Origin of the sequence: Pseudarthrobacter sp. NPDC080039 (assembly GCF_040702335.1) — a bacterium.
In the GTDB taxonomy this organism is placed as follows: Bacteria; Actinomycetota; Actinomycetes; order Actinomycetales; family Micrococcaceae; genus Arthrobacter; species Arthrobacter enclensis_A.
Window position 1 is genome coordinate 198,449 of record NZ_JBFBKY010000003.1, and the last position, 26,899, is coordinate 225,347.

A 26,899-nucleotide genomic window follows, 5' to 3' on the forward strand; every position below is an offset into this window, starting at 1 on the left:
CCGCGCGGGGCGGAAGCGCCGGCACCAAAGCGCCAGCAAAAGGAGTTGCCATGAACCCGGAACCGTCCGGAACAGCCACGTCCCAGGATGTTGCGGTGCCCGTACGGGCGCGCTTCGGCTCCTCCGAAGTACCGGCGTCCAGGGCCACGCAGGACCGCATCGACATTCCCGAGTTCGCCCCTAACCTGCAGCCGGAAGGGGACATCAGGCCGGACCGGTTCCTGGACCGAGAGCTGAGCTGGCTTGCCTTCAACTCCCGCGTGCTGGAGCTGGCCGAGGACCCCACCCTGCACCTGCTGGAACGCGTCAACTTCCTGTCCATCTTCGCGTCCAACCTTGACGAGTTCTTCATGGTCCGTGTGGCGGGCCTCAAGCGCCGCATCGCCACCGGACTCGCCGTCCCCTCGCCGGCCGGGCTGAGCCCTGTTGAGGTGCTGGAAAGCATCAGCGAGGAAGCCCACCGGCTTCAGGAGCGGCACGCGCAGGTCTATGCCGACCAGATCCGGCCGGCCCTGGCCTACGAGCACATCCACCTCATGCAGTGGGATGAACTGGACGACACCGCCCAGCAGCAGCTGAGCGCGATGTTCGCCGAAAAAGTCTTCCCCATCCTCACTCCCCTTGCTGTTGATCCGGCCCACCCCTTCCCGTACATCTCGGGTCTGTCCCTGAACCTTGCCGTGGTGGTCCGCAACCCTGTCAGCGACAAGGAACTCTTTGCCCGCGTCAAGGTCCCGGACCAGCTTCCCCGGCTGATCTCCATCGACGGCCCCCGTGCCGGCGCGGTGCCGGGCCGCGTGGCCCGGTTCATCGCGCTCGAGGAAGTCATCGCCGTCCACCTGGACAAGCTGTTCCCGGGCATGGAGGTCCTGGAGCACCACACGTTCCGCGTCACCCGCAATGAGGACGTGGAGGTGGAGGAGGACGACGCCGAAAACCTCCTGCAGGCCCTGGAGAAGGAACTGCTGCGCCGCCGGTTCGGGCCGCCCGTCAGGCTTGAAGTCACCAACGACATCAACCCCAACATCCGCGCCCTGCTGATCCGGGAGCTGGGGGTGGAGGAATCCGAGGTGTACTCGGTGCCGGCTCCGCTTGACCTCCGGGGCCTGTCAGTCATCGCGGGCATCGACCGGGCGGACCTGCACTATCCCAAGCACGTCCCGCACACCTCCCGGTACCTGAACGAATCCGAGACCGCCAAGGCCGCGAACGTCTTCGCCGCGATGCGCCGCCGAGACATCCTGCTGCACCACCCGTATGACTCGTTCTCCACGTCGGTGCAGGCGTTCCTGGAACAGGCCGCCGCGGACCCCAAGGTCCAGGCCATCAAGCAGACCCTGTACCGCACGTCAGGCGACTCCCCCATTGTCGACGCCCTGATCGATGCTGCGGAGGCCGGCAAGCAGGTCCTGGCGCTTGTGGAGATTAAGGCACGGTTCGACGAGCAGGCCAACATCTCCTGGGCCCGCAAGCTGGAACAGGCGGGCGTGCACGTGGTCTACGGCATCGTGGGCCTGAAGACCCACTGCAAGCTTTCACTGGTGGTCCGCCAGGAAGTGGACGGCCTGCGCCGCTACTGCCACATCGGCACCGGCAACTACCACCCGCGCACGGCCCGGTACTACGAGGACCTGGGCCTGCTGACCGCCAACGAGCAGGTGGGCGAGGATCTGTCCAAGCTGTTCAACCAGCTTTCCGGCTATGCGCCCAAGTCCACGTTTAAGCGGCTCCTCGTGGCGCCACGTTCCGTCCGGTCGGGGCTCATCGACAGGATCGAGACGGAGATCCGCAATGCCCGGGCCGGGGTCCCGGGGCACGTGCAGATCAAGGTCAACTCAATGGTGGACGAGGCCATTATCGACTCCCTGTACCGCGCGTCCCAGGCAGGGGTGAAGGTGGATGTTGTGGTCCGCGGCATCTGCTCGCTGCGCCCCGGAGTTCCCGGCCTCAGCGACAACATCACGGTCCGCTCCATCCTGGGGCGCTTCCTGGAGCACTCACGCGTATTCGCCTTCGCCAACGGCGGTGACCCCGTGGTGTACATCGGCTCCGCGGACATGATGCACCGTAACCTGGACCGCCGGGTGGAGGCCCTGGTCCAGCTGGCCAGTGCTGACGACGTTACGTACGTCCTTGACCTCATGCGCCGCTATATGGACCCGGAAACCTCCAGCTGGCACCTTGACAACGAGGGTCGCTGGACGCGGCACCACCTGTCCGAGGACGGAAAACCGCTTGAAGACGTCCAGTCCTGGCTGTTGGCATCCCGGCCGCGGCAACGCAGCCTGAGCCGGCGATAGGCAGCCGCGTTGTCGAGCGATGCACTCGTAGCCGACCAGACCGACCATCCGGGGGAACCCGTAGCCGTTACCGCCGCGGGAGCCATCCCCTGGCGGGTCAACAAGGACCGCCTTGAAGTCCTGCTGATCCACCGGCCCCGCTATGACGACTGGTCATGGCCCAAGGGAAAGATCGACGCCGGTGAGACGGTTCCGGAATGCGCCGTCCGTGAGGTGAGCGAGGAAATAGGGCTCACCGCGCCGCTGGGCATACCGCTGCCGCCCATCCATTACCACGTGGCCTCGGGCCTGAAGAAGGTCCACTATTGGGCCGTCAAGGTCAATGGCAACGGACTGGTGCCCGATGGCAAGGAAGTGGACAGCGTCATGTGGTGCGTCCCCGAGAAGGCCGCCCGCCTGCTGTCCAACCCCTCCGACGTCGCACCCCTTGAATTCCTGCGCGACGCGCACGAACGGGGAACGCTGGACACGTGGCCCCTGCTGGTGCTGCGCCACGCCAAGGCCAAGCCGCGGGCCTCCTGGAGCAAGGCCGAGGGCGAACGTCCACTCGCGGCCACCGGCACGCGGCAGGCGCAGGCTGTCGGCCGGCTGCTGCAGGTCTGGCAGCCCATGCGTGTAGTCACCAGCCCGTGGCTGCGCTGTGTTGCCACCGTTGCCCCCTATGCGCGGTCCACCGGGGCCAAAGTGAAGCTGGCGGAGGGCCTGACCGAACACAAGCACCAGCGCAGCCCCAAGAAGACGGCTGCCGTCATCGAAGCCCTCTTCGACAAGCAGCGGGCCGTGGTGGTCTGCACCCACCGGCCTGCCCTGCCAACCGTGCTCAAGCAAGTGGGTACCCACATGCCGTCCGACCTGGCGAAGCTGCTGCCTGCTCACGAGCCGTTTTTGTCGCCGGGCGAACTGGTGGTCTGCCATGTGGCCAACGGCGGGAGCAAGCGCGTGGTCGCCGTGGAACAGCTCAAGCCTTTCGATGACTAAGGAGCGGTCCCAGTAGACTTGAGGCGTGAGCATCCCTACGCCTTATGAAGACCTCCTGCGCGATGTCCTGGCCAACGGCACCCATAAATCGGACCGCACGGGCACCGGAACCACCAGTGTTTTCGGCCGCCAGATCCGCTTTGACCTCTCCAGGAGCTTCCCGCTGATCACCACCAAGCGGGTCCACTTCAAGTCCGTGGCGGTGGAACTTCTGTGGTTCCTGCGCGGCGAGACCAATATCAAGTGGATGACGGACCAGGGCGTCACCATTTGGAATGAGTGGGCGGATGCGGACGGCGACCTGGGGCCGGTCTACGGCGTGCAGTGGCGCAGCTGGCCCACCCCTGATGGCGGCCACATCGACCAGATCGCCGAGCTCATCGAGAACCTGAAGTCGAATCCGGACTCGCGCCGGCACATCGTATCCGCCTGGAATGTCTCCGAGCTCAACGACATGGCGCTGCCGCCCTGCCACGCGTTCTTCCAGTTCTACGTGGCCAACGGCAAGCTGTCCTGCCAGCTCTACCAGCGTTCCGCGGACATGTTCCTGGGGGTGCCGTTCAACATCGCCTCCTACGCGCTGCTCACCTGCATGGTTGCCCAGCAGGTGGGGCTTGAGCCCGGCGAGTTCGTCTGGACGGGCGGTGACGTGCACATTTACGAGAACCACATGGACCAGGTCCTCAAGCAGCTGGAACGCGAGCCCTACGAGTACCCGCAGCTGAGGATCACCCGCAAGCCGGCGTCGATCTTCGACTACACCCTTGAGGACTTCGAAGTGATCGGCTACCAGCACCACCCGACGATTAAGGCACCGATCGCCGTATGAGCACAGGAAACTTCACTGACCCGCAGTCCTTTACCGAGGAACTGGCCGCCTCGATCACCGGCGTGGGGCTGGTGTGGGCGCAGACCTCCGACGGGGTTATCGGCAAGGACGGGGACATGCCCTGGAACCTGCCCGAGGACCTCAGGCACTTCACCCGCCTCACCACCGGGCACCCAGTGATCATGGGCCGGAAGACCTGGCTTTCGTTCCCGGACAAGTACCGCCCGCTGCCCGGCCGCACCAACATCGTCATCACCCGGCAGCCAGGCTGGGCCAGCACGCCTGAGGCGGAGGGCGCCGTCGTGGTCCCTTCCCTGGATGACGCGCTCCTTGAGTCGCAGTTTGTCGACGGCGGCGAAACCGTCTGGATCCTGGGCGGCGGTGAGGTCTTCCGCCAGTCCACCGAGCTCGCCAACGTCGCGGTGGTCACCACCATCGATGTGAAGGCCGACGGCGACACGTTCGCTCCCGAGCTTGGGCCCAGCTGGGAGGCCACCGCTTCCGTCCCGCCGGACGGCTGGCTGACCGCCGCCAACGGCACGCGCTACCGATTCACCAAATGGTCACGGACCGAGGGCTAGGAACATGCTGAAGAAACCGGAAACCCTGTTCGTCCTGGGCTACATGCTGCTGCCCCTGCTGGCGCTGCTGTCCGCGATCGTCGGGCTGACCATGATCCTGGGCGGCAACAAGATCGCCGGGGCCATCGTGCTCGTGGTGGTCACGCAGGTCTTCACCTTCGGGGCGTTCTTCGCGCTCCGCGCGCGGAAGGCGGCGATGCTGGAGCAGCCGGACCGGAGCTAGCGCTTACGGCAGCGGCATGGGGAGGCCAACCCATCGCGGCCGGGCTGCTCCTGCCCTAGGCTGGGGCACGCAGCACTCTGGGGGCTGTCGGATGAATATTGGGGGGGGAATCCTGGTGGCAGGAACTTTGTGGGGCGCCGACGTCGACCAACTGCGGACCCTCGCGCAGCAGTTCAGCAAGACGGCGGACCTGCTGCAGCAGCAGGCGACGCAGCTGAGCAGCCAGATCAACAACAACCCGGCCTGGAAGGGCGCAGACGCCCAGCGGTTCCGGTCTGACTGGAACACCAGCCATCGCACCCTTCTACAACAGACCGTCTCGCGGCTGCAGCAGGAGTCAAAGGTCCTCCTCAAGAACGCTGATGAGCAGGAGGAGGCGAGCACCGCCGGTGGCGGACCTGGCGCCGGTTTGCCTGCCGGCAGCAACGGTCCCCGCCCGCCAATCCCGGGGCAGGGCAGCAACGATCCGTGGGGCCCGGACTGGCTCACGCATCCCAACTCCCCTTTCCGCGGCGGCTGGGACATGTACAACCTCACCAAGGCGTTGCCGAATCTCCGGGCAGGACTGTTCGATCTTCCCCATTTCATCAGCAAGGCAGACAACGTGCCCGAGTTCTTGTTTTCCAAGGACTTCCGGAATGTGGCAAAGGCATTCCAGGACACAAACATGCTCAGCCAGTATTTCAACACTTCCTCCGAGCTGTTCGACGGCAGGTGGGACACCGCTCTGAACCTCGCCGAGGGCGGCAAGGCGGCCAAGTTCTTCGAGTTCGGCGGCAAAGCCCTGGGCGGCGTCGGAGTGGGCCTTGATGTGCTGGACACTGTCAACAACATCAAAGAGGGCGATGCCGGTGCTGCCTTTTACTCCGGAATCAAGGCCGGCCTGGGAGTGGCCAGTTTCGCTCCCCCGCCTGTTGGAACGGCGGCAATGGTGGCGTCCGGAGCGTTGGCCATCTATGACAATGTTCCGATAGTCAAGGAAACAGTCAATGCCATCGGCGGATCCATCGCTGATGGTGCCAAGGAAGTCTGGGAAGGCGCTGGGGATGCCGCCGAAAAAGTCGGCGACTTCTTTGGTTTCTGAGCCCACAACGAGAGGTATTGACGATGACTGAGACAACAACGGAAACCGCCTCCATCCCGGATGCCATCGGATATGGTTTTGCCGAGATGGTTACCCTTGCAAGCCTGCAGGGCGGGGACGCTGCCGTGCTCAGCGCTGAAGCACTGAGGGTGGACGGCTACCTGAATAACACGGACATGGTGAGCGCCGGTGCGTCTTCATTGGTGGCCCGAGGCCTGGCCAAAGCCGAAAGTGACGGGCTTCTCTCCGTGTCAGGCCCCACTGCCGCCGTTGCTGCCCTCCTCTCCTCTGCCAGCCGTCGGATTGAAATCTCTCTGCTGACGGCAGAGGGAGGCGACAGCGTCATCGGTATGGAAGGCGGAGGCATTCATCTGCTGTTCCAGCCCAGGGCCTACTTCACCTGGTGGGCTATGGCGCAGAGACCCGATGTCACAGCCGCCGAGGCCAACTTCATGGTCATCAAGAAGCACCTGCGCGACAACCCCCAGGGTGGCGCCACTCTCCGACGGCGCGAAGATCCCAAGGGGCAGACACTGTACGTGAAGAGCGGCGGCGACCAATCCTGGACCATCGGTATCTCCACACCCCAGCAGGCAGACATCACTGAAACCAGGGGCGTGGACGACGCCAGTCTCCTTCACCATATCCAAACCATCCGTCAGGACTGACTGTGACATTCGACCGCGACCGTGAACGCCGCAATGATGACGTCTATGCCGAGCACAAGGCCGCGCTCGCCCGGGGTGAGAAGCGCGTACTGCGGAGGACCAGCGCAGGTGAACTGCACAGCTATCCTGGGGACGAGATCGGCTTTTCTCCCGGGCGTGGCCACGTGCAGGTCCGATCGTGGTGGGGCATGGGAATCCTCACTGCCGTCATGGTGGTCCTGGTCGTTCTCTCCTTGGTGATACTTCTGCGTCCCCTGCCTGATGGGGGCCAGCCGTTCTGGGGCGCCCTGGTCCTCACCGCATTCAGCAGTCTCGGGGCTTGGTACACCTTCGGCATGGCAAAGGACGAGTACCGGGCCAAAAAACTGCGCAAGGAACGGCAAGCACCGGAACCTGGGGCTGGACATGTCAACGAATGAACCGCACGGCAAGGGCGTGCCCCAGGGACCGGGCTACGTCCCCACCCGCCGCCCCCGGAGACGCCCATGAAGCATCGCCTGGCCGGGAATCTCCCGCGGCCCGTGGAATAACGCCCAACGCGCGTGCCGCCGTCGTGAATTTATCCCAGCCCGGGCGTGACGTAACCGACTGCGCCCTACCGGACGCGAAGTCTAAACTGGACCAATGACTACAGCAGCTACCCCTTCCGTCGGCCTGGTCGGATGGCGCGGCATGGTCGGCTCCGTCCTGATGCAGCGCATGCAGGACGAGGGCGACTTCGCCAACATCAACCCGGTGTTCTTCTCCACCTCCAACGCGGGAGGTGCCGCGCCGTCCTTTGCTGAGGGCGCGGGCAAGCTCGAGAACGCGTTCGACCTCGACACCCTGGCCAAGCTGCCCATTATCGTCACCGCCCAGGGCGGCGACTACACCAAGCAGGTGCACGGCGAGCTGCGCAGCCGCGGCTGGGACGGCCTGTGGATCGACGCCGCCTCCACCCTCCGTATGAATGACGATTCGATCATCGTGCTGGACCCCATCAACCGCGATGTCATCGACAAGGGCCTGGTCAACGGCACCAAGGACTTCATCGGCGGAAACTGCACCGTGTCCTGCATGCTCATGGGCCTCGGCGGCCTGTTCAAGAACGGCCTGGTGGAGTGGGGCACGTCCATGACCTACCAGGCTGCGTCCGGCGGCGGCGCCCGGCACATGCGTGAACTGCTCACCCAGTTCGGTACGCTCAACGCCGAGGTCAGCACGGAACTGGACGACCCCGCGTCGGCCATCCTGGACATCGACCGCAAAGTCCTGGCCCACCAGCGCACCGATGTCGACGCCACGCAGTTCGGCGTCCCCCTGGCCGGTTCCCTGATCCCCTGGATCGACGCGGACCTGGGCAACGGTCAGTCCAAGGAAGAGTGGAAGGCCGGGGTGGAGACCAACAAGATCCTGGGCACCACGGACGAAAACCGCGTCATCATGGACGGCCTCTGTGTCCGCATCGGCGCCATGCGCTCCCACTCCCAGGCCCTGACCCTGAAGCTGCGCGAAGACCTGTCCGTCGCCGAGATCGAGAAGCTCCTGGACGAGGACAACCAGTGGGCAAAGGTTGTTCCCAACACCAAGGAAGCCTCGATGGCGGAGCTGACCCCGGTGGCTGCCTCCGGCACCCTGGACATCCCGGTGGGCCGCATCCGCAAGATGGAAATGGGTCCTCAGTACATCAGCGCCTTCACCGTGGGCGACCAGCTCCTCTGGGGCGCCGCCGAGCCGCTGCGCCGCATGCTCAACATCGCCACCGGCAACCTGTAGCCCTATAGCTGCCCGACAAGCGGCCCTCGGACCGGCCGGCGTGAATTACGGGTGTCCCTTATGAGGGACGGCTGCCAAAAGTGATGACCGCGCCGCCGTCGGCTGTCCACGAGATCCGGCCGCCCTGATAGTCCTGGGCCACGCCGCTGCCGGAGGCAAACTCGTTGGTGACGGGATACCCGAGCCGTCCCCTCTCAAAGTCCGTTGCTGCCCACGCCTGGCGGATCGCACCGACAGAATAGTGGGCACCGGAAGCCGGGGACCAAATGACCGCACCCCGCTGGTACGTCCGGTAGCAGCCGCCCCTGACCAGCCCGCAGACGGTGCTGCCAGACGGTGCTCCGAGCCTTGGGTTGGCTGCCGCCACGGCATTCATGGCTGCAGCAGCGCCGGGCGGCGGTGTTGCCCCCGGTGGCGGTGTGTTCGGCGCGGCCAGAGCGTCGGCGCCCTGTCGGATGGTAACCAGTGGCAAGCCGCTGTCCTTAACTGCCGCTATCTGCGCATCGAGCACGGCAGTGTCTGTATGGTAAATGTCCCGGCCGATGCTCGCTCCCACCTCGTGATAGACCAATACCAGCCACGTGTTGTTTGCCTTCGCGGCATCGATCCAGCCCTGCACCGTGGCGGCAGTAGTGCCGGCATCGACGTTCTGCACGAGGATGTTGTACGGGTCGAAGCTGGCCTGGCTGTTGAAACCGTCATCGGTGTTGCGCTGGGTAGCGTAGAACTTCTGGACGGCCGCAGTGGTGGTCGGGTTATACGCCCCGTAGGGAGAGGCAAAATCCAGCGCCGCGGACGGACCGAACATCTGTTGCAGAGCGGCCTTGCTCTGCGCCAGCTCGTTTTCGAGTTGGGCGGCGGAAAGTTTGGTGAGGTCGGGGTGGGTGACTGTGTGCGACGCGATCTCGTCGCCACGGCTTGCGAAGGCCTGGATTTGGGCCTGCGACATGTAATCGGGCGTGTTGATCGATCCCGGGAGAACGTAAAGCGTGGCCGGAACCGCGTACTTTTTCAGGATGGGAAGCCCGTTGGTGTACTGGCTGGCCCATCCGTCGTCGAATGTCACGCTCACCATACCGCCTGCGGCATGGGCCACGGGGGCAAACCAAAGCGAAACGGCACCGAGTATCAGGGTGACGGAGAAGGGGGCAACCAACCATTTCGGCGACCGGTTTCTTATGCTGTTCGCCGGGCGCACCCTGGTCGACGGCGGCTGTGAGGACCACGGACGGTCAGGCCTGCGCCGAAGGGCGGCCCCCATCTCCCGGATTCGATTCAAAATGTTCATCTCGTCGCCGCCCCTGCAGTAGTGGTTCGTGCCCTGGCGGAGAGTACTGCCTGGTCACGTAGGCATCGTCGTCCACGGTCCCGGCGAGCCCGGCGGCACGCGCCAGCGCAATGAAAACACGGTAAGCCCGTCTGACCGGGAGGGCTAGGGTAGCCACTACCCAAATTACTTGTTGGCCACCCCCGCGCGTCCAACCGGGCCATCCAGCAGGAGGCGAACAGCAAGCACAGTGGTCCTTTATCAGTCACCAAGGAAGGCAAGGTAGCGCTTGGCAGCGCGGGCAAGAGCTGCCTGGGCTTCTGCCTTCAGGGGCCGGATATCACCAAAGAGTTCGGGTACGACGGCGGCGCCGGGCCCCGTGCCATGCAGCGCCCAGGTACCAATCACCTTCCCCGCGGCAACCACCGTCTTCTTGAAGACGCCGTTCCCGCCAGGCACGATCAGGTCGGAATGCCCAGGGTCCAGGACGAGCGTCCGATCCGTATAGCCGAGGACGAATTCGTCGAAACCAGGCAGCAGGTGGACCGATCGTGCACCTGGCACGCCGGAGTCCAGGAGGGTCGCCACCTGCGGGGACAGCCAATAGCTGATGCCCTCCAACTCCAGCTCCACGAGCTCGTGGCGGACGTTCTCAAACGCCGCACGCACCTCGGTCAGCGGCAGCCGTGTCCACCAGGCAAAGTCGTGGAGCGTGGCAGGCCCGTGGCTCCGGAAATAACGCAGCAGGAACTCGGCAACCGCCTCCTCACGCTCCATGGCCCGGGACGCCGGAATCCAGTTGTCGAAGGCCGCGATCAGCTGCTGGTTGCCGGCCAGCGGCCCCAGCACCAGCCACCCGTGCCGGCACAGCGCACCCAGGAGATGGATGCCCCTCTGGCCCTGCGTCGGCTGGCCACCGGCGTCGAACACGTTGAACAGTGCAGGGCGGCTGACGGGCCCCTCAGCCAGAATGCGGTCCAGGGCCAGGTCGCGGGCCTTCTCGATATCCGCCCAAGTGATCGCAAGCTGCCGGTGGCGCCCCGCGATGCTCTTGGTGAGCCGCTCCGCGGTGAGGTCCAGCATCCAGCGCAAGTCCCCGGGAGCCACCAAATGCAGTGTTCCGCGCATGGGCCAGGACCGCACCACCGTCCCGGCATTGATGGCGGCCCGCACATCGGTAATTCCCGTACCCGGTACGCGGGCGCCCACTGCCCACAGCGCGGCGGGCAAGTCCTGTGCCTGCATGGCGGTCATCCACTGCACCAGCTCCGGCACGGAGGTGCCGGCAGTCCCGGCGAGCCGTTGTGACGCGAGCCTCAACCGCCCCATGACCCTTCGGTCGCGCAGAACAGCTTGTGCAGCCATGCGCCCATCCTAGGCCGGGTAGAGCCGGGAGCGGCTAGAGTCCGAGGCCGATGAGCAGCGGCTCCGGGTGCAGCGAAATGCCGAATTGGCGTTCGACGCCGGCACGCACCTCCCGCGCGACAGCCACCATGTCGGCGGCGCTGGCCGAGCCGCGGTTGGTAATGGCCAGCGTGTGCTTGGTGGACAGCGATGCCCGGCCGCCGGCGACTCCGTCCTGTTCCAGCCCGAATCCCTTGCCGAAGCCTGCCTGGTCGATGAGCCACGCTGCCGAGAGTTTGACCAGGCCGTCCTGGCCGGCGGGATAGCGGGGCGCGGTCTCGGGCAGCTTGTCCGCCACCTCAGCCGACACAATGGGGTTGGTGAAGAACGATCCCGTGGAATAGGTATCCCGGTCGGAAGAGTCCCACACCATTCCCTTGGACGCGCGCAGCCGGAGCACTTCGCGCCGCACGTCGTTGGCGTAGGCACGTTTGCCCACTTCCACGTTGAGGGCCCGTGCCAGCTCGGCGTAACGGATAGGGGCGCTCATCCGGCCCAGCGGCAACTGGAATTCCACGGTGAGCACCACGTACCGCGGCGAGCCGTTGACGGTGGCCTGCTTGAGGATGGAGTCCCGGTATCCGAATTTCAGTTCGGAGTTGGTGAAGGTCTGCACGGCGTTCCGCTCACGGTCCCACGTGCGGACCGCGGCGATGGTCTGCGAGACTTCCGAGCCGTAGGCACCCACGTTCTGGACCGGCGTGGCGCCCGTTGAACCGGGGATGCCGGACAGGGCCTCGATCCCCGACCAGGCGTGGCGTACCGCGTGCTCCACCAGCTTGTCCCAGTTGTGGCCGGCCTGCACCACCACGGACACTCCCCCGCACGAGTCTTCGGCGTTGACCGTGAACCCTTCCGAAGCGATCCTGATGACGGTCCCGGGGTACCCGTCGTCGGACACCAGGAGGTTGGATCCTCCGCTGATGATCAGGACCTGTTCCCCGGCGGCATCCGCGGAGCGCACGGCGTCGATGATCTCAGCCTCGGTGCGGGCCTCGACGAACTTGCCGGCAGGGCCGCCGACGGCGGACGTGGTCAGGGAGGAGAGCAGCGTGGGAGTCACCAGTCCACAATACAAGGGAAAGCTAACCGGCCTTCCGGGCCACCGGGGACAGAACGAAGCTCACCGCCAGCATCACCATCACGGCCAGCAGCGAATGCAGGATACCCACGTGTTCGGCCAGCAGGCCCAGCAGCGGCGGCCCGCAAAGGAAAGCCCCGTAGCCGATGGTGGACACCACCGAGACCCGGGCCGCGGCCTTGGCAGGATCGTCGGCTGCAGCGGACATGCCCACCGGGAAGCCCAGGGAGACTCCCAGGCCCCACAACGCGAGCCCCACGTACGCAAGCCACGGCACCGGCGCAAAGACGAAGACGCCCAGTCCCAGAACGGCCGCGGCAGCGCACCAGCGCATCACCGGGACCCTGCCGAATCTATCCAGCAGCACCGTCCCGGCAAAGCGCCCTATGGTCATGAAGGTGACAAAGAGTCCGTAACCGGCGGCTCCGGCGGCATCGCTCTGCCCGTGGCCGTCCGCCAGGGCAAGGGCCACCCAGTCCCCCGCCGCGCCCTCGGCCAGGGCGAGGCCCAGGACCAGCACGCCCAGCAGCAGGGTCCGCCGGTCCCGCCACGCCTGGGCGATCTTGCGCTTGTTGTCCAGCGGGGCATCACCGGCAGTGGTTCCCGCAGTGAGCACGGGAATGGGCCCCGTGGTGGGGTCCTCGAAGTTGTCCGGGGAGTAGGTCCGCGCCGCTGCCACCGGGGTGGCATCGGCACGGAACCAGGAGGCAGCCGTTGCTACCGACACCGCAACCACCACGCCCGCGGCCGCCAGGTGCCAGAACACCGGCATGGCGATTGCCGCGGCACCGGCGCCCAGTCCCGCGCCGGCCACGGTCCCCAGGCTGAACGCGCCATGCAGCCGCGGCATGATATGCCTGCCCACCGCGCGTTCCACTGCTGCGCCCTCCACATTGGACGCCGTGTTCCAGCTTCCGGTGCCAAGGCCGATGATGGCCAGGCCGGCTGCTGTTGCCACCGGGTTTGCCAGCACGGTTGTGCCAAAACCCGCGGTCAGCAGTCCGACCCCCACCATGATGCTGCCGGTGCGGATGGTCTGCTTGGACCCGAGCCGCAGCACGATCAGTCCGGAGACGGAGACGGAGGCAAAGGACCCCAGCGTCATGCAGAGCAGGATGGCGCCCACGGTGCCCGGGGTAAGGCCCAGCGCGTCCCGGATGGCCGGCAGCCGGGATACCCAGGAGGCAAAGGCAAGGCCGCTGGCGCCGTAAGCTACCACAACGGCGTTGCGCCACGCCGTGACCTGGGCGGCGGTTGCGGCGGTTCCTGCAGGGGTGGTCACAAGGTGCAGCTCAGGACAGCTTGACGAGGGCCTGGGCCTTCATCAGGACTTTTTGCCCGGCGGAGATCACGGTGAGGTCGACGCGGGCGGTGCCGGCGTCGGCGTCGAGCTTTCCGATGGTGCCGCTGACCTCGATGGTGGCGCCGGGCTGGCCGGTGCCCGTGGTGTCGGTGACCAGGACGGGCTTGGTGAAGCGGGTCTGGAAATCGACGACGGCGGCGGGGTCGCCTGCCCAGTCCGTCACCAGCTGCACGGCGGAGCCCATGGTGAACATACCGTGCGCGATCACGCCGGGCAGTTCCACGCTGGTGGCGAAGGCCTCGTTCCAGTGGATGGGGTTGAAGTCACCGGAGGCACCGGCGTACTTGACCAGGTCGGTGCGCGTGACTTCGATGGTTCTGCTGCCGATTTCCTGGCCGGCGCTGAGTTCGTTGAAGCTGGGGCTCATGGTTACTGTCCCTCTCCGCGGACCAGGATGGATGACGTGGTGGTGGTGACGGGCTCGCGTGAGTCGCCGGACCCGAGCGCGAAGATCTCCGACCGGGTGGTGATCATGGCACCTCCGCCCATGGCCCGGACGCCGTCCACATGGAGCTCGGCAACGAGACGGTCGCCGGCGATGATGGGCCGGTGGTGGGTGAAGCGCTGGTCTGCGTGGACCACGCGGGAGAAGTCGATCCCGGCGTCGGGATCCTCGATGAGCTGGGCGTCGGCCCGCTGGGCGATGATGATGGCAAAGGTGGGCGGCGCCACCAGGTCGGTGTGGCCCAGGGCCTTGGCCGCCTCCACATCAAAGTGTGCAGGGTGGGCGGCCTTCACGGCGCGGGCAAACTCGCGGATTTTTTCGCGGCCAACGTCGTACACCTCTGCGGCAGGGTAGCGGCGGCCCTGCAGATCCGGATTGATAGTCATGGATTCCAGCCTATCGCCCGCATGTTGGCGGGCAGAAAATCGCCCCGCCGCACCCCTTATGGCGGTGGCTACCGGCGAAGGTGCCTGCGGATGGCCTGGCCGCGGACCACGATGCCCACGACGTGCAGGACCAGGCCCAGCCCGATCAGCGGCAGGGAGGCCATGGCCAGGCCCTGGTTGCCACCGGTGTTGCCTATGAGGTTGAGGATGATGCCGACGGCAATCAGTCCCATGGCGCTGAAGACAAGGACTTTGTAACGGGTTGGCGCGGTGGCCCAGAATTCGTTCAGCACCGTCCAAGTCTACCGGCCCTTGCCGGGCGCCCCGGGGCAGCGGTCAGAACAGCGCTTCCTGCACGGCGGGCACCTCGGAGGAGAAGCTGCCCAGCACGACGGTCCGGGCAACCAGTTGTGACAGGTTCACCACGAACTCGGCGTCCGTGCCGTCCAGCCGTGCCAGTACGTTTGCCCCGCTCACCGCAGCGATGCCAAACCCATGCCGGCCGCCATCCAGGGCATGCGGGTAGGCGTGGCGTGGCCTGCTGCCGTACAGGCCGTCAGCAGGTGCCGGCCTGTTCCACCTTTCCTCCACAGACTCGAAACCGTCGACGGCGGTGCGGGCCAGCAGGGAGAGAACGTCGGTGGCGGCACGGGCGTTGACGGCATCCATCTCCTTCTCCGTGAGCGGCTGCAGGAGCGCTTCCGCTTTGGCGGCCGAGCGCACCTGCTGGGTCAGGCCGACGTCGGCCGTCACCAGGTCCTCGAGGATCCGCACCACCCGGCCATCCCGGACCCTGGCAACATACCTCGCCACAGCCGCCCCCTGTTCCGCGAGCCGGGTCCACTTGCGGGGGCCGGACGCCGTGCCCACCTTGGTGGCGCCACCGGCGAAGGTGGCCACGTAGAGCCAGTGCTCCTGCATCAGGTAGTCCCGCAGGCCTGGCGTGACCCGGCCCCCACGGTGGAAATCGTGCATCAGGCGGGACTCGTCAAGCACAAAGCACCGCTCACACTGCTTTCCCCGTACAGCGGGAGCAGCGGAGCTGCAGAGCACGTGGCTGCGCGAGCCGGCTGATTGGACCGTGACATGGCCCAGGCACCACCTGCCGGGCTGCACCACTTCGAAGCCAAGGCGCTGGCCCGGGCTGAGGCCCACCTGGCGGAATTCCCCCTCAGGCGACTGCAGCCGCAAGACCGGGCTGCCGCCGTCGTCCGTTTCTTTGGAAGGGTCCGCTGCATGCCAAAAGACCCCGTGGACCAGATAGCGGGTATCGGTCACGGGGTCTCCTGAAGTGGCGGTTTGGCGCTACAGCGCGGGCTGCACCCCAAAGGCTACCGCGAGCTTCATGATCTTCTCGGCGCGGCCCAGGCGGGGCAGGTCTGAGCCGTCACGGATGACGCGGCCGTTGGCTTCGAAATCGTTCATGAAGTCGGTGGCCCAGGCGACGTCCGACGGCGTGGGGCTGATGACCTCGTTGATGACCGGGGTCTGGTCGATGGCCAGGCAGAGCTTGCCGGTCATGCCCATCATCACCGTGATGCCGGTCTGTTCGCGCAGGATGGGGTGGTTGGTGCCCACCGTGGGGCCGTCGATGGGGCCGGGCAGGTTGCCGACGCGGCTGGCGACCACGAGCTTGGCGCGGGGGTAGGCCATGGCCTCCGGGGTGGCTGCCATGCCGGTGTCGCGGCGGAAGTCGCCCGAGCCGAACGCCAGGCGGAACGCGCCTTGGGCTTTGGCGATGTGGTTGGCTTCCTCGATGCCGAGGGCGGATTCCACCAGCGGAATGACGGGCGTCTTGCCGTCCATGCGGTGGTAGCTCTCGGTCACCTGGTCAGCCGACTCGGTCTTGGCCAGCATGACGCCCAGCAGCCCGGGCGTGCCGCGCAGGCCGGCGAGGTCGTCCGCCCAGAAGGGGCTGGTGGCGTCGTTGATCCGGACCCAGGCCTTGCCGCCGGCGGTCAGCCAGTCGATGACGTTGTTGCGGGCCTGGTCCTTCTGCGAGGGGTCCACGGCGTCTTCGATATCCAGGATGATCGAGTCGGCGCGGGACACTGCCGACTGGTCAAAGAGCTCGGGCTTCATGGCATTGACCAGCAGCCAGGAACGGGCGATCTCGGCGGGGATATTCCGTTCCGGCCTAACGGTTTCGGCGGCGATGGTAGACGTCATGCCTTCTACAGTATCCGCCCCGCCAGTGGCACGGCGAAGAAAACGGCCCGCTTGTGAGGATCAATACGAACTAAACGGGTTGTGACCGGCTTGGCGGGGAAAGCAGCTGGCAGTAGTTGCCGTTTTGGAGCTTCAAAACGGCAACTACTGCCAGCCAGTTGGCGCTTACGGGATGTTGCTTCCGCGCGCCGTGACCCAGAGTTCGTACCAGTGGGCACGGGTCATGGCCCGGGCCACCCGTTCAGCGTCGCGGCACGCACCGATCCGGTCCGGATTGGCCGTGCCGATGACCGGCGCGATCCCCGCCGGATGCTTCATCAGCCACCCCAACAGGATGGCCTCGCCGGAGGTGCCGTACTCCCCCGCAAGATCGGCCACCAGTTCCGCGGTGGCCGCTTCCGCGGAACTGGGACTCTCCGGCTCGGCACCGGTGTAGATGCCCTTGGCCAGTGATCCGTAGGCCTGCAGGGTGATGCCGTTGCGGGTGCAGTACTCCAGCGTGCCATGGGGGAAGCTGTAGTCCAGGTGTTTCGCGTGGTTGACCAGGACCTGGCTTTCCAGCCACGCACGCTTAAGCAGGCTCATCTCCAGCTGGTTGGCCACCACCGGCGTCTCCAGCCGGTCCTGCAGCGCTTCGATCTGCGCGGCGGACATGTTGGAGACGCCCAGTTGGCGTACCTTGCCTTCAGCCATGAGCTGCCCGACGGCGGAAGCCACCTCCGCCGGATCCGCCAGGGGGTCCGGGCGGTGCAGCAGGAGGATGTCCACGTAGTCCGTTTGCAGCCGTTTGAGGCTGCCGTCGACCCGCTCCAGGATGGCCTCCCGGCTGAGGTCATAGTGGGTCTTCAGGCCGCGCTCGTTCAGCCGGATGCCGCACTTGGTCTGCAGCCGGATCCGCTCACGCAGGCCCGGAGTGGCAGCCAGCACCTCGCCGAACACCGCCTCGGCCTTGCCGCTGCGGTAGATGTCCGCGTGGTCGAACAAGGTGATGCCGGCATCCAGCGCGGCCTGCACGGCGGCGGCGGCCTGGTCCACATGGGCAGCATTATGCGGCTCATCGGACCAGCTGCCGCCCAGGCCCATGCAGCCGTAAATAACTTCCTGCATCAGGACGCCCCGCCCGGCTGTGCCCCCGCCATCAGCGCAGCCATGCGGTGGTGTTGGCCGGCAGCTTGCCGTCTTCCAGCGGCGCGCTGCTGACAAGGACTTCCCCGGCAGGGAGATCGACGGCGGCGTTCCCGAAGTTGGTCACGGACTGCCAGCCGTTGGGGCGCTTGAAGTGCAGGACATCCGGGTTGTCGTTCCCGACCCACTCCAGCTCTTCACCGGTGAGCAGTTCGCGGCGCAGCTTCAGTGCCTTGCGGTACAGCTCCAGGGTGGAACCTTCGGTTCCGTCCTGCGCCTCGACGGCGTACTTGCTGAACCAGTCTGGCTGCGGCAGGTGGGATCCGCCGTCGCCGAAGCCGAAGGAAGTGCCTTCAACCTTCCACGGCAGCGGCACGCGGCAGCCGTCACGGCCGATCTCCACGCCCTTGTTGCGGAAGTAGGACGGGTCCTGGCGCTCGGATTCTGGAATGTCGGCCACTTCCTGCAGGCCCAGTTCCTCGCCTTGGTACAGGTAGGCGGATCCGGGGACGGCGAGCATCAGCAGCGTTGCGGCACGGGCGCGGCGTTCGCCGAGCTCAACGTCCAACTGGTCCTTGGGGCCACCGGCGAGCAGCCAGTCCTTGCCGTCCTGGCCCTTGGCACCGGCCTTTGCCTTGGCAACCTGCGGCAGGCCGTAGCGGGTGGCGTGCCGGACGACGTCGTGGTTTGAGAACACCCACGTGGAGGAGGCACCGGTGGCAGCAGCCTCGGCAAGGTTGCGGGTGATGATCTCCTTGTACTCGGCGGCGTCGAAATCGGCCTGCAGCAGGTCAAAGTTGAACGCCTGGCCCAGGCCCTGCGGGCTGGCGTAGCGGGCACGCCGGGTGGCGTGGACCCAAGCCTCCGCCACCGCGGTGCGCGGCGGGTTGTACTCGTTGAACACCTCACGCCATTCGGCGTAGATCTCGTGGACTTCGTCCCGGTCCCAGAACGGGTGCGAGCCGTCGTCGAATCCGTCCACGCCGGTGTTGGCGGCACTAAGTTCCAGCTTGGACAGCAGCGGCTCGGTGAGGTCCTTGGTGAGGGCGTGGGCCACGTCAACGCGGAAGCCATCCACGCCGCGGTCAGACCAGAAGCGCAGGGTCTTCAGGAAGTCCTCGCGGATTTCGCGGTTGGACCAGTTCAGGTCCGGCTGCTCCTTGGCGAAGATGTGCATGTACCACTGACCCGGGGTGCCATCCGGCTCGGTGATGCGCTCCCACGCCGGGCCGCCGAATACGGAGTCCCAATCCGACGGCGGGAACTCGCCGTTGGGACCCTTGCCGTCGCGGAAGATGTAGCGGTCGCGCTCAGGCGAGCCCTTGGGGGAAGCCAGGGCCTCCTGGAACCACTTGTGCCGGTTTGAGGAGTGGTTGGGGACAATGTCGGCAATGAGCTTGATGCCGGCGTCGTGCAGGGCCTTGGCCATCTCGTCGAAGTCCGCCAGCGTGCCCAGCTTGGGGTCCACGTCGCGGTAGTCGTCCACGTCGTAGCCGCCGTCGGCAAGCGCGGAAGGGTAGAACGGGCTGAGCCACACGGCGTCTATGCCCAGCGTCTTCAGGTAGGGGACCTTGGCGGTGATGCCCTTAAGGTCGCCGATGCCGTCGCCGTTGGAGTCCGCGAAACTGCGGGGATAGATCTGGTAGACGGAGGCCTGGCGCCACCAGTTGGGGTCGGCCAGGCGGTCGGAATCGGACAGGGTTGCCAGCGTGGCGGTGGTGGACAAGGACTGACCCTTTTCTTCAGTGCGGTTATATTTATATTGAGTCTAAATTTACTTCCCCAAGTATTATCTGGTGATTCGTCCAGGAAGGTCAACAGCATGCCCGAACCGGTTCCGGCGACTCCTCAACTGCTGCGCAGGGTCAGCGCCGGCGCAGTCCTGGAGTTCATGCGCGCTTCGGCGGCGGTGACGGTCACGGACGTCATTGCTGCAACGGGCCTGACGCGGGCCACCACCATCGCCGTCTGCGAGGACCTGGTCCGCCGGGGGTGGCTCCTGGAACTGGAGAACCAGCGCGAGTTCGGCGGCTACCGGAAGGGCCGCCCCGCCCGGCGGTTTGAGCTCAACGAGCGGGCCGGCGTAGTCCTTGGCGTTGACATTGGGTACTCGAAGGTCACTGTAGTGGTGTCCGATCTCCGGGGCAGGACCCTGGGGCGCTCCAGCCGCCCCTTCCAGGCGGGAGAGGTCGCATCGGCCGAACGCACTGCGTTCATTGACGCGGTGGCCATGGCGGCCCTTGGCTCCGCGGATGCCGAACCTGGCCAGGTGCTGGCCGTCTGTGCCGGGGTGGCCGCGCCCGTGGACCGGCACGGGGAGGTGGTGGCCACGCAGAAGTTCTGGGGACTGTTTGACCTTGGCCTGCGGCCGGCCCTCATGGCGACCCACGGGTGGACGGTGCTGCTGGAAAACGACGCCAACCTTGCCGCCCTCGGTGACCGGTGGCAGGGGGCCGCAGCCGGCGTCGACGACGTGGTGGTGATCCTGGCCAGTGAGCGCCTGGGTTCCGGCATCGTGGAAGGCGGCAGGCTGGTCCATGGAACGCGCGGGAGCGCCGGCGAGCTTGCGTACCTGAACATGGTGGAGGGCGTGGGTGACACCTACGGCATCGCCTACCTGGCCCGGACGTGGGCGGCCGAAGCCCTGGCAGGCTCCGCCCCCACGGCACTCCGTGACTGCCGGCCAGGGCGGGTGGAGGCCGAACAGGTCTTCGCCGCAGCAGCCCACGGGGATGCCGTGGCACTGGACATCCTGGACCGGCTGGCGGAGAGGATGGCCCGGGTGGTGGGCACGGTGGCCACCATGCTCAACCCGGAACTGGTGGTCATAGGAGGCGGCGTGGCCGGTTCCGCCGACGTGCTCCTGGCGAACATCAGCGAGCGCCTGAAGAAGTTCACTGCCACGCCTGCACGCGTGGCAGTGTCCCCGCTGGGTGACTCCATCGTGACGGTCGGAGCCGTACGCTGCGCCCTGGATTACGTGGAGAGGAATTCCCTGGACCTGGAACTGGCCGCGCCTTCCGGCAGCCGGGCGCCGGACCCTGGCTGGCCCTAGTTGCCCAGGGCAGCAGCCACCGGCAGGGTGCCGTCGCGGAATTCGATGGTCCGGCCCGCGGTCTGGGGCAGGTCCAGCACCGCCGCTGCGACGATTGCCGTGTTGGCCCGGGACGTTTCCCGTTCCCCGTCCGGAGAGGGGTCCACGTCGATCCGCCCCGTTCCTGGATTGTCCGTGAGGGCGCCGGGGCCCAGGATGGTCCACGCCAGCCCGCTGCCGCGCAGGTACTCGTCCGCGGCCGCTTTGGCTTCGGCGTAGGCAAAGAAGCTGCTGTCTTCCGGTACCCCGTGGTCCTTGCCGGCGCCGAAGTAGGACACCATGATGTACCGGTTGACACCGGCCTGGACCGCAGCGTCCACGGAGCGGATGGCGGCGTCACGGTCAACCGCATATGTGCGCCCGGGGTTCCCGCCGCCCGCGCCGGCAGACCAAACCACGGCGTCGTGGCCGGCGAGCGCCTGGGCGATGGCCGCCGTCGAGGAATTTTCCACGTCCAGGACCGACGGCGTGGCGCCGGTGGCTGCGACGTCATCCGCGTGGTCCGGGTTGCGGATGAACGAGGTTACCGAGTGGCCCTCGCCGGCGAGGAGTGCGGACAGGAGGAGGGCCACTTTGCCGTGGCCGCCGATGATGGCGATGCGTGTCATGCCCCCATTGTGCCTGCCCGGGCAGCTCTTCGGGCAGCCCCACCCGCCTGAACAGGGCCTTTGTGCCCTATACCGGCTTTCCCGCACACGTCTAGCTTGGGTGAATGGCTGCCGGACCCCAGGCGGGGTTGGATGGACCCGCATCAGACGCACTGTTGAAACTGGGACGTTTCTTTACCAGGTGGGAACAGACAGAGGACGGCAGGGCGGTGTTCCGCGAGGGTGGCCGCAAAGGTGACATCTTCTACCGGGACCGTTGGAGCCACGACAAGGTGGTCCGTTCCACCCATGGGGTGAACTGCACCGGTTCGTGTTCCTGGAAGGTGTACGTCAAGGACGGCATCATCACCTGGGAATCCCAGCAGACGGACTACCCCTCCGTGGGTGCCGACAGCCCGGAGTACGAACCCAGGGGCTGCCCGCGTGGGGCGGCGTTTTCCTGGTACACCTACTCCCCCACCAGGGTCCGGTTCCCCTATGCCCGGGGCGTGCTGGTGGAGATGTACCGGGAGGCCAAGGCCCGGCTCAAGGATCCCGTGCTGGCCTTTGCCGAGATTGCCGCTGACCCCGAACGGCGGCGCCGCTACCAGCAGGCCCGCGGCAAGGGCGGCCTGGTGCGGGTGTCCTGGCAGGAGGCCGTGGAGATCGCTGCCGCAGCCCACGTCAATACCATCAAGACCTACGGGCCGGACCGCTGTGCGGGCTTCTCCCCCATCCCGGCGATGTCCATGGTCTCGCACGCGGTGGGAACCCGGTTCATCCAGCTCATTGGCGGCGTGATGACCTCGTTCTACGACTGGTACGCGGACCTTCCCGTGGCCAGCCCGCAGGTGTTCGGCGACCAGACCGACGTCCCGGAATCCGGGGACTGGTGGGATGCCCGCTACCTCATGATGTGGGGATCCAACGTTCCGGTGACACGGACGCCGGACGCCCACTGGATGACCGAAGTCCGGTACCGCGGCACCAAGGTGGTCACGGTGAGCCCGGACTATGCGGACAACACCAAGTTCGCGGACGAGTGGCTGCCCGCCCAGGCGGGAACGGACGCCGCGCTGGCCATGGCCATGGGGCACGTGATGCTCAAGGAATTCTTCGTGGACCGGCAGGTGCCGTTCTTCACCGACTACGTGAAGCGGTACACCGACCTTCCCTTCCTGGTCAGGCTGGAGAAGAACGGCGACGGCGCCCTCACGCCGTCGAAATTCCTCACCGCCCTTGACCTCCCTGGCGAGGCCGCGGCCGAGGACGCAGCGTTCCGCACCGTCGTGTACGACAAGGCAGCCGGGCGGCCGGCGGTGCCCAACGGGTCCATGGGCTTCCGGTACTCGGGCAGCGGAGAAGGCAAGTGGAACCTGGACCTTGAGGGGATCGAACCTGCGTTGTCCCTCCGGGAGGTGTCCGGGGACAGCGCCGAAATCCTGCTCCCCTGCTTCGAGGACGCAGGCGGCGAAGGCAGCATCCTGCGCCGCGGTGTCCCCGTCATGGAGATAGGTGGCCATTTGGTGACCAGCGTGTTCGACCTGATGCTGGCCCAGTACGGGGTGGGCCGGGAAGGCCTGCCCGGCGAGTGGGCGGCCGGCTACGAAGACGCTGCCACCCCGTACACGCCCGCCTGGCAGGAGGAAATCACCAGCGTTCCGGCACAGGCCTGCATCCGCGTGGCGCGCGAGTTTGCCCGCAACGCCGAGCAGTCCAGGGGCCGCTCCATGATCATCATGGGCGCCGGCATCTGCCAGTGGTTCCACGGCGATACCACCTACAGGGCGGTACTCGCGCTGGTGATGCTCACCGGCTGCATGGGCCGCAACGGCGGCGGGTGGGCGCATTATGTGGGCCAGGAAAAGACGCGGCCCGTGACGGGCTGGGTGTCCCTGGCCAACGCCCTGGACTGGTCGCGGCCGCCAAGGACCATGACCGGCACCAGCTACTGGTACATGCACACGGACCAGTGGCGGCAGGACGGGTATTCGGCGGACGCCCTCAAGTCCCCGCTGTCCACCGGCAAGCTGGACGGAATGCACACCGCGGACGCCATCGCCCAGTCCGCGCGGCTGGGCTGGATGCCGTTCTATCCCCAGTTCGACCGCAATCCCCTCGATGTGGCTGACGAGGCGGACGCCGCGGTCGCTGCCGGCACCGCGGCCGATGCGCCGTCCTACATTGCCGAAGCCTTGAAGAACCGCTCGCTGAACCCCGCCATTGAGGACGTGGACGCTCCTGCCAACTGGCCGCGGACCCTGGTGCTGTGGCGGTCCAACCTGTTCGGCTCCTCCGCCAAGGGGAACGAGTACTTTCTCCGCAACCTGCTGGGGACCCACAACAACGTCCTGGGAGCGGACAGCGCCGGGGAACTCAAACCCCGGGACGTTGCCTGGCACGACAAGGCGCCCGAGGGAAAGCTGGACCTCCTGGTGTCCGCGGACTTCCGGATGACGTCCACCACGCTGCTGTCCGACGTCGTGTTCCCTGCCGCCACCTGGTACGAGAAGAACGACCTCTCCTCCACGGACATGCATCCGTTCGTGCACGCCTTCAGCCCCGCCATCGACCCGCCGTGGGAAACCAAGACGGACTTTGACACTTTCCACCTTCTGGCACGGGAATTCTCCCGCCAGGCCCGGACACACCTCGGCGTCCGGAAGGACCTGGTCAGCGTGCCTTTGATGCACGACACCCCGGGTCAGCTGGCCCAGCCCGGCGGGCGGGTCCGCGACTGGCGGGACGCCGGCATCGGGGCGGTACCCGGTCAGAACATGCCCGTCTTTGCCGTGGTGGAACGCGACTACACGGCCATCGCGGACAAACTGGCGGCTGTGGGACCCCTGGCTGACAAGCTGGGTTTCACCGTCAAGAACGTAACCTACAACGTGGCCCAGCCGGTGGCCAGGCTCAGCCACTCCAATGGCGTGATGCTGGGCGGCGCGGCGGACGGACGGCCTGCCATGGACACGGACGCGAAGATGGCCGAAGCGATCCTGGCCTTCTCCGGCACCACGAACGGGGCATTGTCCGTCCAGGGCTTCAAGGACCTGGAAATACGCACGGGCCAAAGGCTGGCTGACCTGGCCGAAGGCTCGGAGGAAAAGTTCATCACCTTCGCCCAGACCCAGGCGGGTCCGGTCCCTGTGATCACCTCGCCGGAATGGTCCGGATCCGAGACCGGCGGACGGCGGTACTCCCCGTTCACCATCAACATCGAACGGCTCAAGCCCTTCCACACCCTGACCGGCAGGATGCATTTCTTCCTCGACCACGACTGGATCACCGACATCGGCGAATCCCTGCCCATCTACCGGCCCCCGCTGGACATGCACCGGCTGTTCGGCGAGCCGCGGCTGGGGTCCGATGGCGCCATGGAGGTGACGGTCCGGTACCTGACGCCGCACTCCAAGTGGTCCATCCATTCCGAATACCAGGACAACCTGCTGATGCTGTCCTTGTCCCGCGGCGGGCCGACCGTCTGGATGAGCCCGGCGGACGCCGATGCCATCAAGGTCCGGGACAACGACTGGGTTGAATGCACCAACGTCAACGGCGTCCTGGTGGCCCGCGCGATTGTCAGCCACCGCATGCCTGCCGGTGTGGTGTACGTCCACCACGCCCAGGAGCGCACCATCGACGTGCCCAAATCCGAGGCCACCGGGCGGCGGGGCGGCATCCACAACTCGGTCACCCGGCTGCTGGTGAAACCCTCGCACCTGATAGGCGGCTACGCCCAGCTTGCCTACGCCTTCAACTATCTCGGTCCTACCGGAAACCAGCGCGACATGGTAGCCACTGTGCGCCGGCGCTCGCAGGAGGTGCAGTACTGATGCGCGTGATGGCCCAGATGGGCATGGTGATGAACCTGGACAAGTGCATCGGCTGCCATACCTGCTCCGTGACCTGCAAACAGGCCTGGACCAACCGGGCAGGCACCGAGTACGTGTGGTTCAACAACGTGGAGACCCGGCCCGGGCAGGGCTACCCGCGCCGGTACGAGGACCAGGAGCGCTGGTACGGCGGCTGGACGCTGAACCGGCGCGGCAGGCTGGTCCTCAAAGCCGGTGGCCGGGTCAAAAAACTGTTCGGCATCTTCGCCAGCCCCGTCCAGCCCGAGCTCAAGGACTACTACGAACCCTGGACCTACGACTACAAGACCCTGGTGGACGCGCCGCTGGGCGACGATTTCCCGGTGGCGCGGCCCAAGTCGCTGATCACCGGGAAGGACACCAAGATCACGTGGTCCGCCAATTGGGACGACGACCTGGGCGGCTCGCAGGACCACGGGCACCTGGATCCGATCGTGGAGAAGGTGCGGCGGGAGTCCGAGGACAAGATCAAGTTTGCCTACGAGCAGACGTTCATGTTCTACCTGCCCCGGATCTGCGAGCACTGCCTGAACCCGTCCTGCATGGCGTCCTGCCCGTCCGGCGCGATCTACAAGCGGGTGGAGGACGGGATCGTACTGGTGGACCAGGACAGATGCCGCGGCTGGCGGCAGTGCGTCACAGGCTGCCCGTACAAGAAGATCTACTTCAACCACAAGACCGGCAAGGCCGAGAAGTGCACCTTCTGCTACCCCCGGGTGGAGGTTGGCCTGCCCACCGTCTGCTCGGAGACCTGCGTGGGGCGGCTGCGGTACCTTGGGTTGTTCTTGTACGACGCCGACGCCGTCACCGCGGCAGCGTCCGTCGCCGACCCGCAGGACCTTTACGATGCGCAGATGGACGTGCTGCTGGACCCGCACGATCCCCGCGTCCAGGCCGAAGCCCGGGCCCAGGGCATCCCGGAGGACTGGCTCGATGCGGCCCGCCGGTCCCCCGTCTATGCGCTCGCCAAGGTCTACAGGGTGGCCCTGCCGCTGCATCCGGAATACCGCACCATGCCCATGGTCTGGTACGTGCCGCCCCTGTCACCCGTGGTGGACCTCCTGCGCGACCAGGGCCACGACGGCGAGGACGCCGGCAACCTGTTCGGTGCCATCGATGCCCTCCGGATCCCGGTGGAGTACCTGGCCGAACTCTTCACCGCCGGGGACGCCGAACGGGTCGCCGCCGTGCTGCGGAAGCTCGCGGCCATGCGGTCCTTCATGCGCGGCATCAGCATGGGCGAGGACCCGGACGAGGCCATCCCGGAATCCGTGGGCATGGACGGCCAAAGCATGTACGACATGTACCGGCTGATGGCCATCGCCAAATACGGCGAGCGCTACGTCATTCCCACGGCCCATCTGGAACAGGCACACGACCTTGAGGAGCTGGGCTGTTCATTGGATTTCGACGGCGGACCAGGCATGCAGGACTCCGCACCGTTCGGCGAAGCGAGTGGCCGGCCCGTCCCGGTGGCCGTGGACACGTTCAACGCCCTGCGCGACCGGCAGAGCACCGATACGATCGCGGCGGGAACCAGCCTGAAAGGGCGGGTGAACCTGCTGAACTGGGACGGCCGCGGCGCTCCGCCCGGCCTCTTCCCGGACAAGACCTACCCGGACAGGCTTTCCCCGGACACCCTGGCGGCCGCCGAGGACGAGTCATGAAACGTCCATCCCTGAACG

General features: G+C 66.4%; 24 protein-coding genes. 12 read left to right on the plus strand and 12 right to left on the minus strand.

The features are described from left to right. Positions 1-50 precede the first annotated feature (50 nt). The 9 genes from AB0313_RS04885 to asd all read left to right on the plus strand — a co-directional run bounded on the left by AB0313_RS04885 (position 51) and on the right by asd (position 8,418). Complete coding sequence (locus tag AB0313_RS04885; RefSeq protein WP_307304414.1) at positions 51-2,300, plus strand: RNA degradosome polyphosphate kinase; 2,250 nt, start codon at positions 51-53, stop codon at positions 2,298-2,300. Positions 2,301-2,309: 9 nt separating this feature from the next. Further along, positions 2,310-3,278 (plus strand): NUDIX hydrolase, encoded by a 969-nt coding sequence (locus AB0313_RS04890; protein ID WP_141942730.1) that lies wholly within the window; start codon positions 2,310-2,312, stop codon positions 3,276-3,278. A 25-nt stretch (positions 3,279-3,303) separates the two neighbouring features. Beyond that, complete coding sequence (locus AB0313_RS04895) at positions 3,304-4,107, plus strand: thymidylate synthase (RefSeq protein ID WP_141942732.1); 804 nt, start codon at positions 3,304-3,306, stop codon at positions 4,105-4,107. Continuing rightward, a complete protein-coding gene (locus tag AB0313_RS04900) occupies positions 4,104-4,688 on the plus strand; it encodes a dihydrofolate reductase (RefSeq protein ID WP_141942734.1) in 585 nt (194 codons plus the stop codon). The genes AB0313_RS04895 and AB0313_RS04900 overlap by 4 nt, the downstream gene beginning before the upstream one ends. Positions 4,689-4,692: 4 nt before the next feature. Beyond that, positions 4,693-4,911, plus strand: coding sequence for an NF038396 family protein (locus AB0313_RS04905; protein WP_141942736.1), 219 nt, complete (start codon positions 4,693-4,695; stop codon positions 4,909-4,911). A 115-nt stretch (positions 4,912-5,026) separates the two neighbouring features. Next, complete coding sequence (locus AB0313_RS04910; RefSeq protein WP_366303964.1) at positions 5,027-5,995, plus strand: WXG100 family type VII secretion target; 969 nt, start codon at positions 5,027-5,029, stop codon at positions 5,993-5,995. Between the two features lie 23 nt (positions 5,996-6,018). Further along, complete coding sequence (locus tag AB0313_RS04915) at positions 6,019-6,663, plus strand: hypothetical protein (protein ID WP_141942738.1); 645 nt, start codon at positions 6,019-6,021, stop codon at positions 6,661-6,663. A 2-nt stretch (positions 6,664-6,665) separates the two neighbouring features. After that, positions 6,666-7,082, plus strand: coding sequence for a hypothetical protein (locus tag AB0313_RS04920; protein ID WP_141942740.1), 417 nt, complete (start codon positions 6,666-6,668; stop codon positions 7,080-7,082). 205 nt (positions 7,083-7,287) lie between these two features. Further along, positions 7,288-8,418 (plus strand): aspartate-semialdehyde dehydrogenase, encoded by a 1,131-nt coding sequence (gene asd, locus AB0313_RS04925; RefSeq protein WP_141942742.1) that lies wholly within the window; start codon positions 7,288-7,290, stop codon positions 8,416-8,418. Positions 8,419-8,476: 58 nt separating this feature from the next. Here asd and AB0313_RS04930 read toward each other — a convergent pair whose 3' ends face one another. From AB0313_RS04930 to AB0313_RS04980, 11 genes are all read right to left on the minus strand, one after another. After that, positions 8,477-9,514, minus strand: a complete 1,038-nt coding sequence (locus tag AB0313_RS04930) for a polysaccharide deacetylase family protein (RefSeq protein ID WP_366303967.1) — start codon at positions 9,512-9,514, stop codon at positions 8,477-8,479. A 432-nt stretch (positions 9,515-9,946) separates the two neighbouring features. Next, positions 9,947-11,050: a winged helix DNA-binding domain-containing protein gene (locus tag AB0313_RS04935; protein WP_366303969.1), complete on the minus strand. Its 1,104-nt coding sequence runs from the start codon at positions 11,048-11,050 to the stop codon at positions 9,947-9,949. 34 nt (positions 11,051-11,084) lie between these two features. Then, complete coding sequence (locus AB0313_RS04940; RefSeq protein ID WP_366303971.1) at positions 11,085-12,152, minus strand: UDP-N-acetylmuramate dehydrogenase; 1,068 nt, start codon at positions 12,150-12,152, stop codon at positions 11,085-11,087. Between the two features lie 22 nt (positions 12,153-12,174). Then, entirely contained in the window at positions 12,175-13,452 is a 1,278-nt protein-coding gene (locus AB0313_RS04945; protein WP_366303973.1) for an MFS transporter, read from the minus strand. A 10-nt stretch (positions 13,453-13,462) separates the two neighbouring features. Continuing rightward, complete coding sequence (locus AB0313_RS04950) at positions 13,463-13,900, minus strand: MaoC family dehydratase (protein WP_366303975.1); 438 nt, start codon at positions 13,898-13,900, stop codon at positions 13,463-13,465. A gap of 2 nt (positions 13,901-13,902) precedes the next feature. Next, positions 13,903-14,364 (minus strand): MaoC family dehydratase N-terminal domain-containing protein, encoded by a 462-nt coding sequence (locus tag AB0313_RS04955; RefSeq protein ID WP_366303977.1) that lies wholly within the window; start codon positions 14,362-14,364, stop codon positions 13,903-13,905. A 68-nt stretch (positions 14,365-14,432) separates the two neighbouring features. Further along, positions 14,433-14,657 carry a DUF3188 domain-containing protein gene (locus AB0313_RS04960; protein WP_141942754.1) on the minus strand — a complete coding sequence of 75 codons (225 nt, stop codon included), beginning with the start codon at positions 14,655-14,657 and terminating at the stop codon, positions 14,433-14,435. Between the two features lie 43 nt (positions 14,658-14,700). Beyond that, on the minus strand, positions 14,701-15,642 hold the full coding sequence (locus AB0313_RS04965; RefSeq protein WP_366303979.1) for a DUF2797 domain-containing protein: 942 nt from the start codon (positions 15,640-15,642) through the stop codon (positions 14,701-14,703). Positions 15,643-15,669: 27 nt separating this feature from the next. Continuing rightward, a complete protein-coding gene (locus AB0313_RS04970; protein ID WP_141942759.1) occupies positions 15,670-16,533 on the minus strand; it encodes a CoA ester lyase in 864 nt (287 codons plus the stop codon). A 165-nt stretch (positions 16,534-16,698) separates the two neighbouring features. Beyond that, a complete protein-coding gene (locus AB0313_RS04975) occupies positions 16,699-17,640 on the minus strand; it encodes an aldo/keto reductase (protein WP_366303982.1) in 942 nt (313 codons plus the stop codon). 31 nt (positions 17,641-17,671) lie between these two features. Beyond that, positions 17,672-19,384 carry a glycoside hydrolase family 13 protein gene (locus AB0313_RS04980; RefSeq protein ID WP_307304449.1) on the minus strand — a complete coding sequence of 571 codons (1,713 nt, stop codon included), beginning with the start codon at positions 19,382-19,384 and terminating at the stop codon, positions 17,672-17,674. A 96-nt stretch (positions 19,385-19,480) separates the two neighbouring features. Between AB0313_RS04980 and AB0313_RS04985 the strand changes: the two genes are divergently transcribed. Continuing rightward, positions 19,481-20,713, plus strand: coding sequence for an ROK family protein (locus AB0313_RS04985; RefSeq protein WP_366303984.1), 1,233 nt, complete (start codon positions 19,481-19,483; stop codon positions 20,711-20,713). Here AB0313_RS04985 and AB0313_RS04990 read toward each other — a convergent pair. Beyond that, on the minus strand, positions 20,710-21,360 hold the full coding sequence (locus tag AB0313_RS04990; RefSeq protein ID WP_366303986.1) for an SDR family oxidoreductase: 651 nt from the start codon (positions 21,358-21,360) through the stop codon (positions 20,710-20,712). The two genes, AB0313_RS04985 and AB0313_RS04990, sit on opposite strands and share 4 nt — an antisense overlap. A gap of 104 nt (positions 21,361-21,464) precedes the next feature. Here AB0313_RS04990 and AB0313_RS04995 point away from each other — a divergent pair, with 104 nt between their 5' ends. Both AB0313_RS04995 and narH read left to right on the plus strand, forming a co-directional pair. Continuing rightward, positions 21,465-25,175, plus strand: coding sequence for a nitrate reductase subunit alpha (locus AB0313_RS04995; protein ID WP_366303988.1), 3,711 nt, complete (start codon positions 21,465-21,467; stop codon positions 25,173-25,175). Further along, positions 25,175-26,881 carry a nitrate reductase subunit beta gene (gene narH / locus AB0313_RS05000; protein ID WP_366303990.1) on the plus strand — a complete coding sequence of 569 codons (1,707 nt, stop codon included), beginning with the start codon at positions 25,175-25,177 and terminating at the stop codon, positions 26,879-26,881. The genes AB0313_RS04995 and narH overlap by 1 nt, the downstream gene beginning before the upstream one ends. Positions 26,882-26,899: the final 18 nt, after the last annotated feature.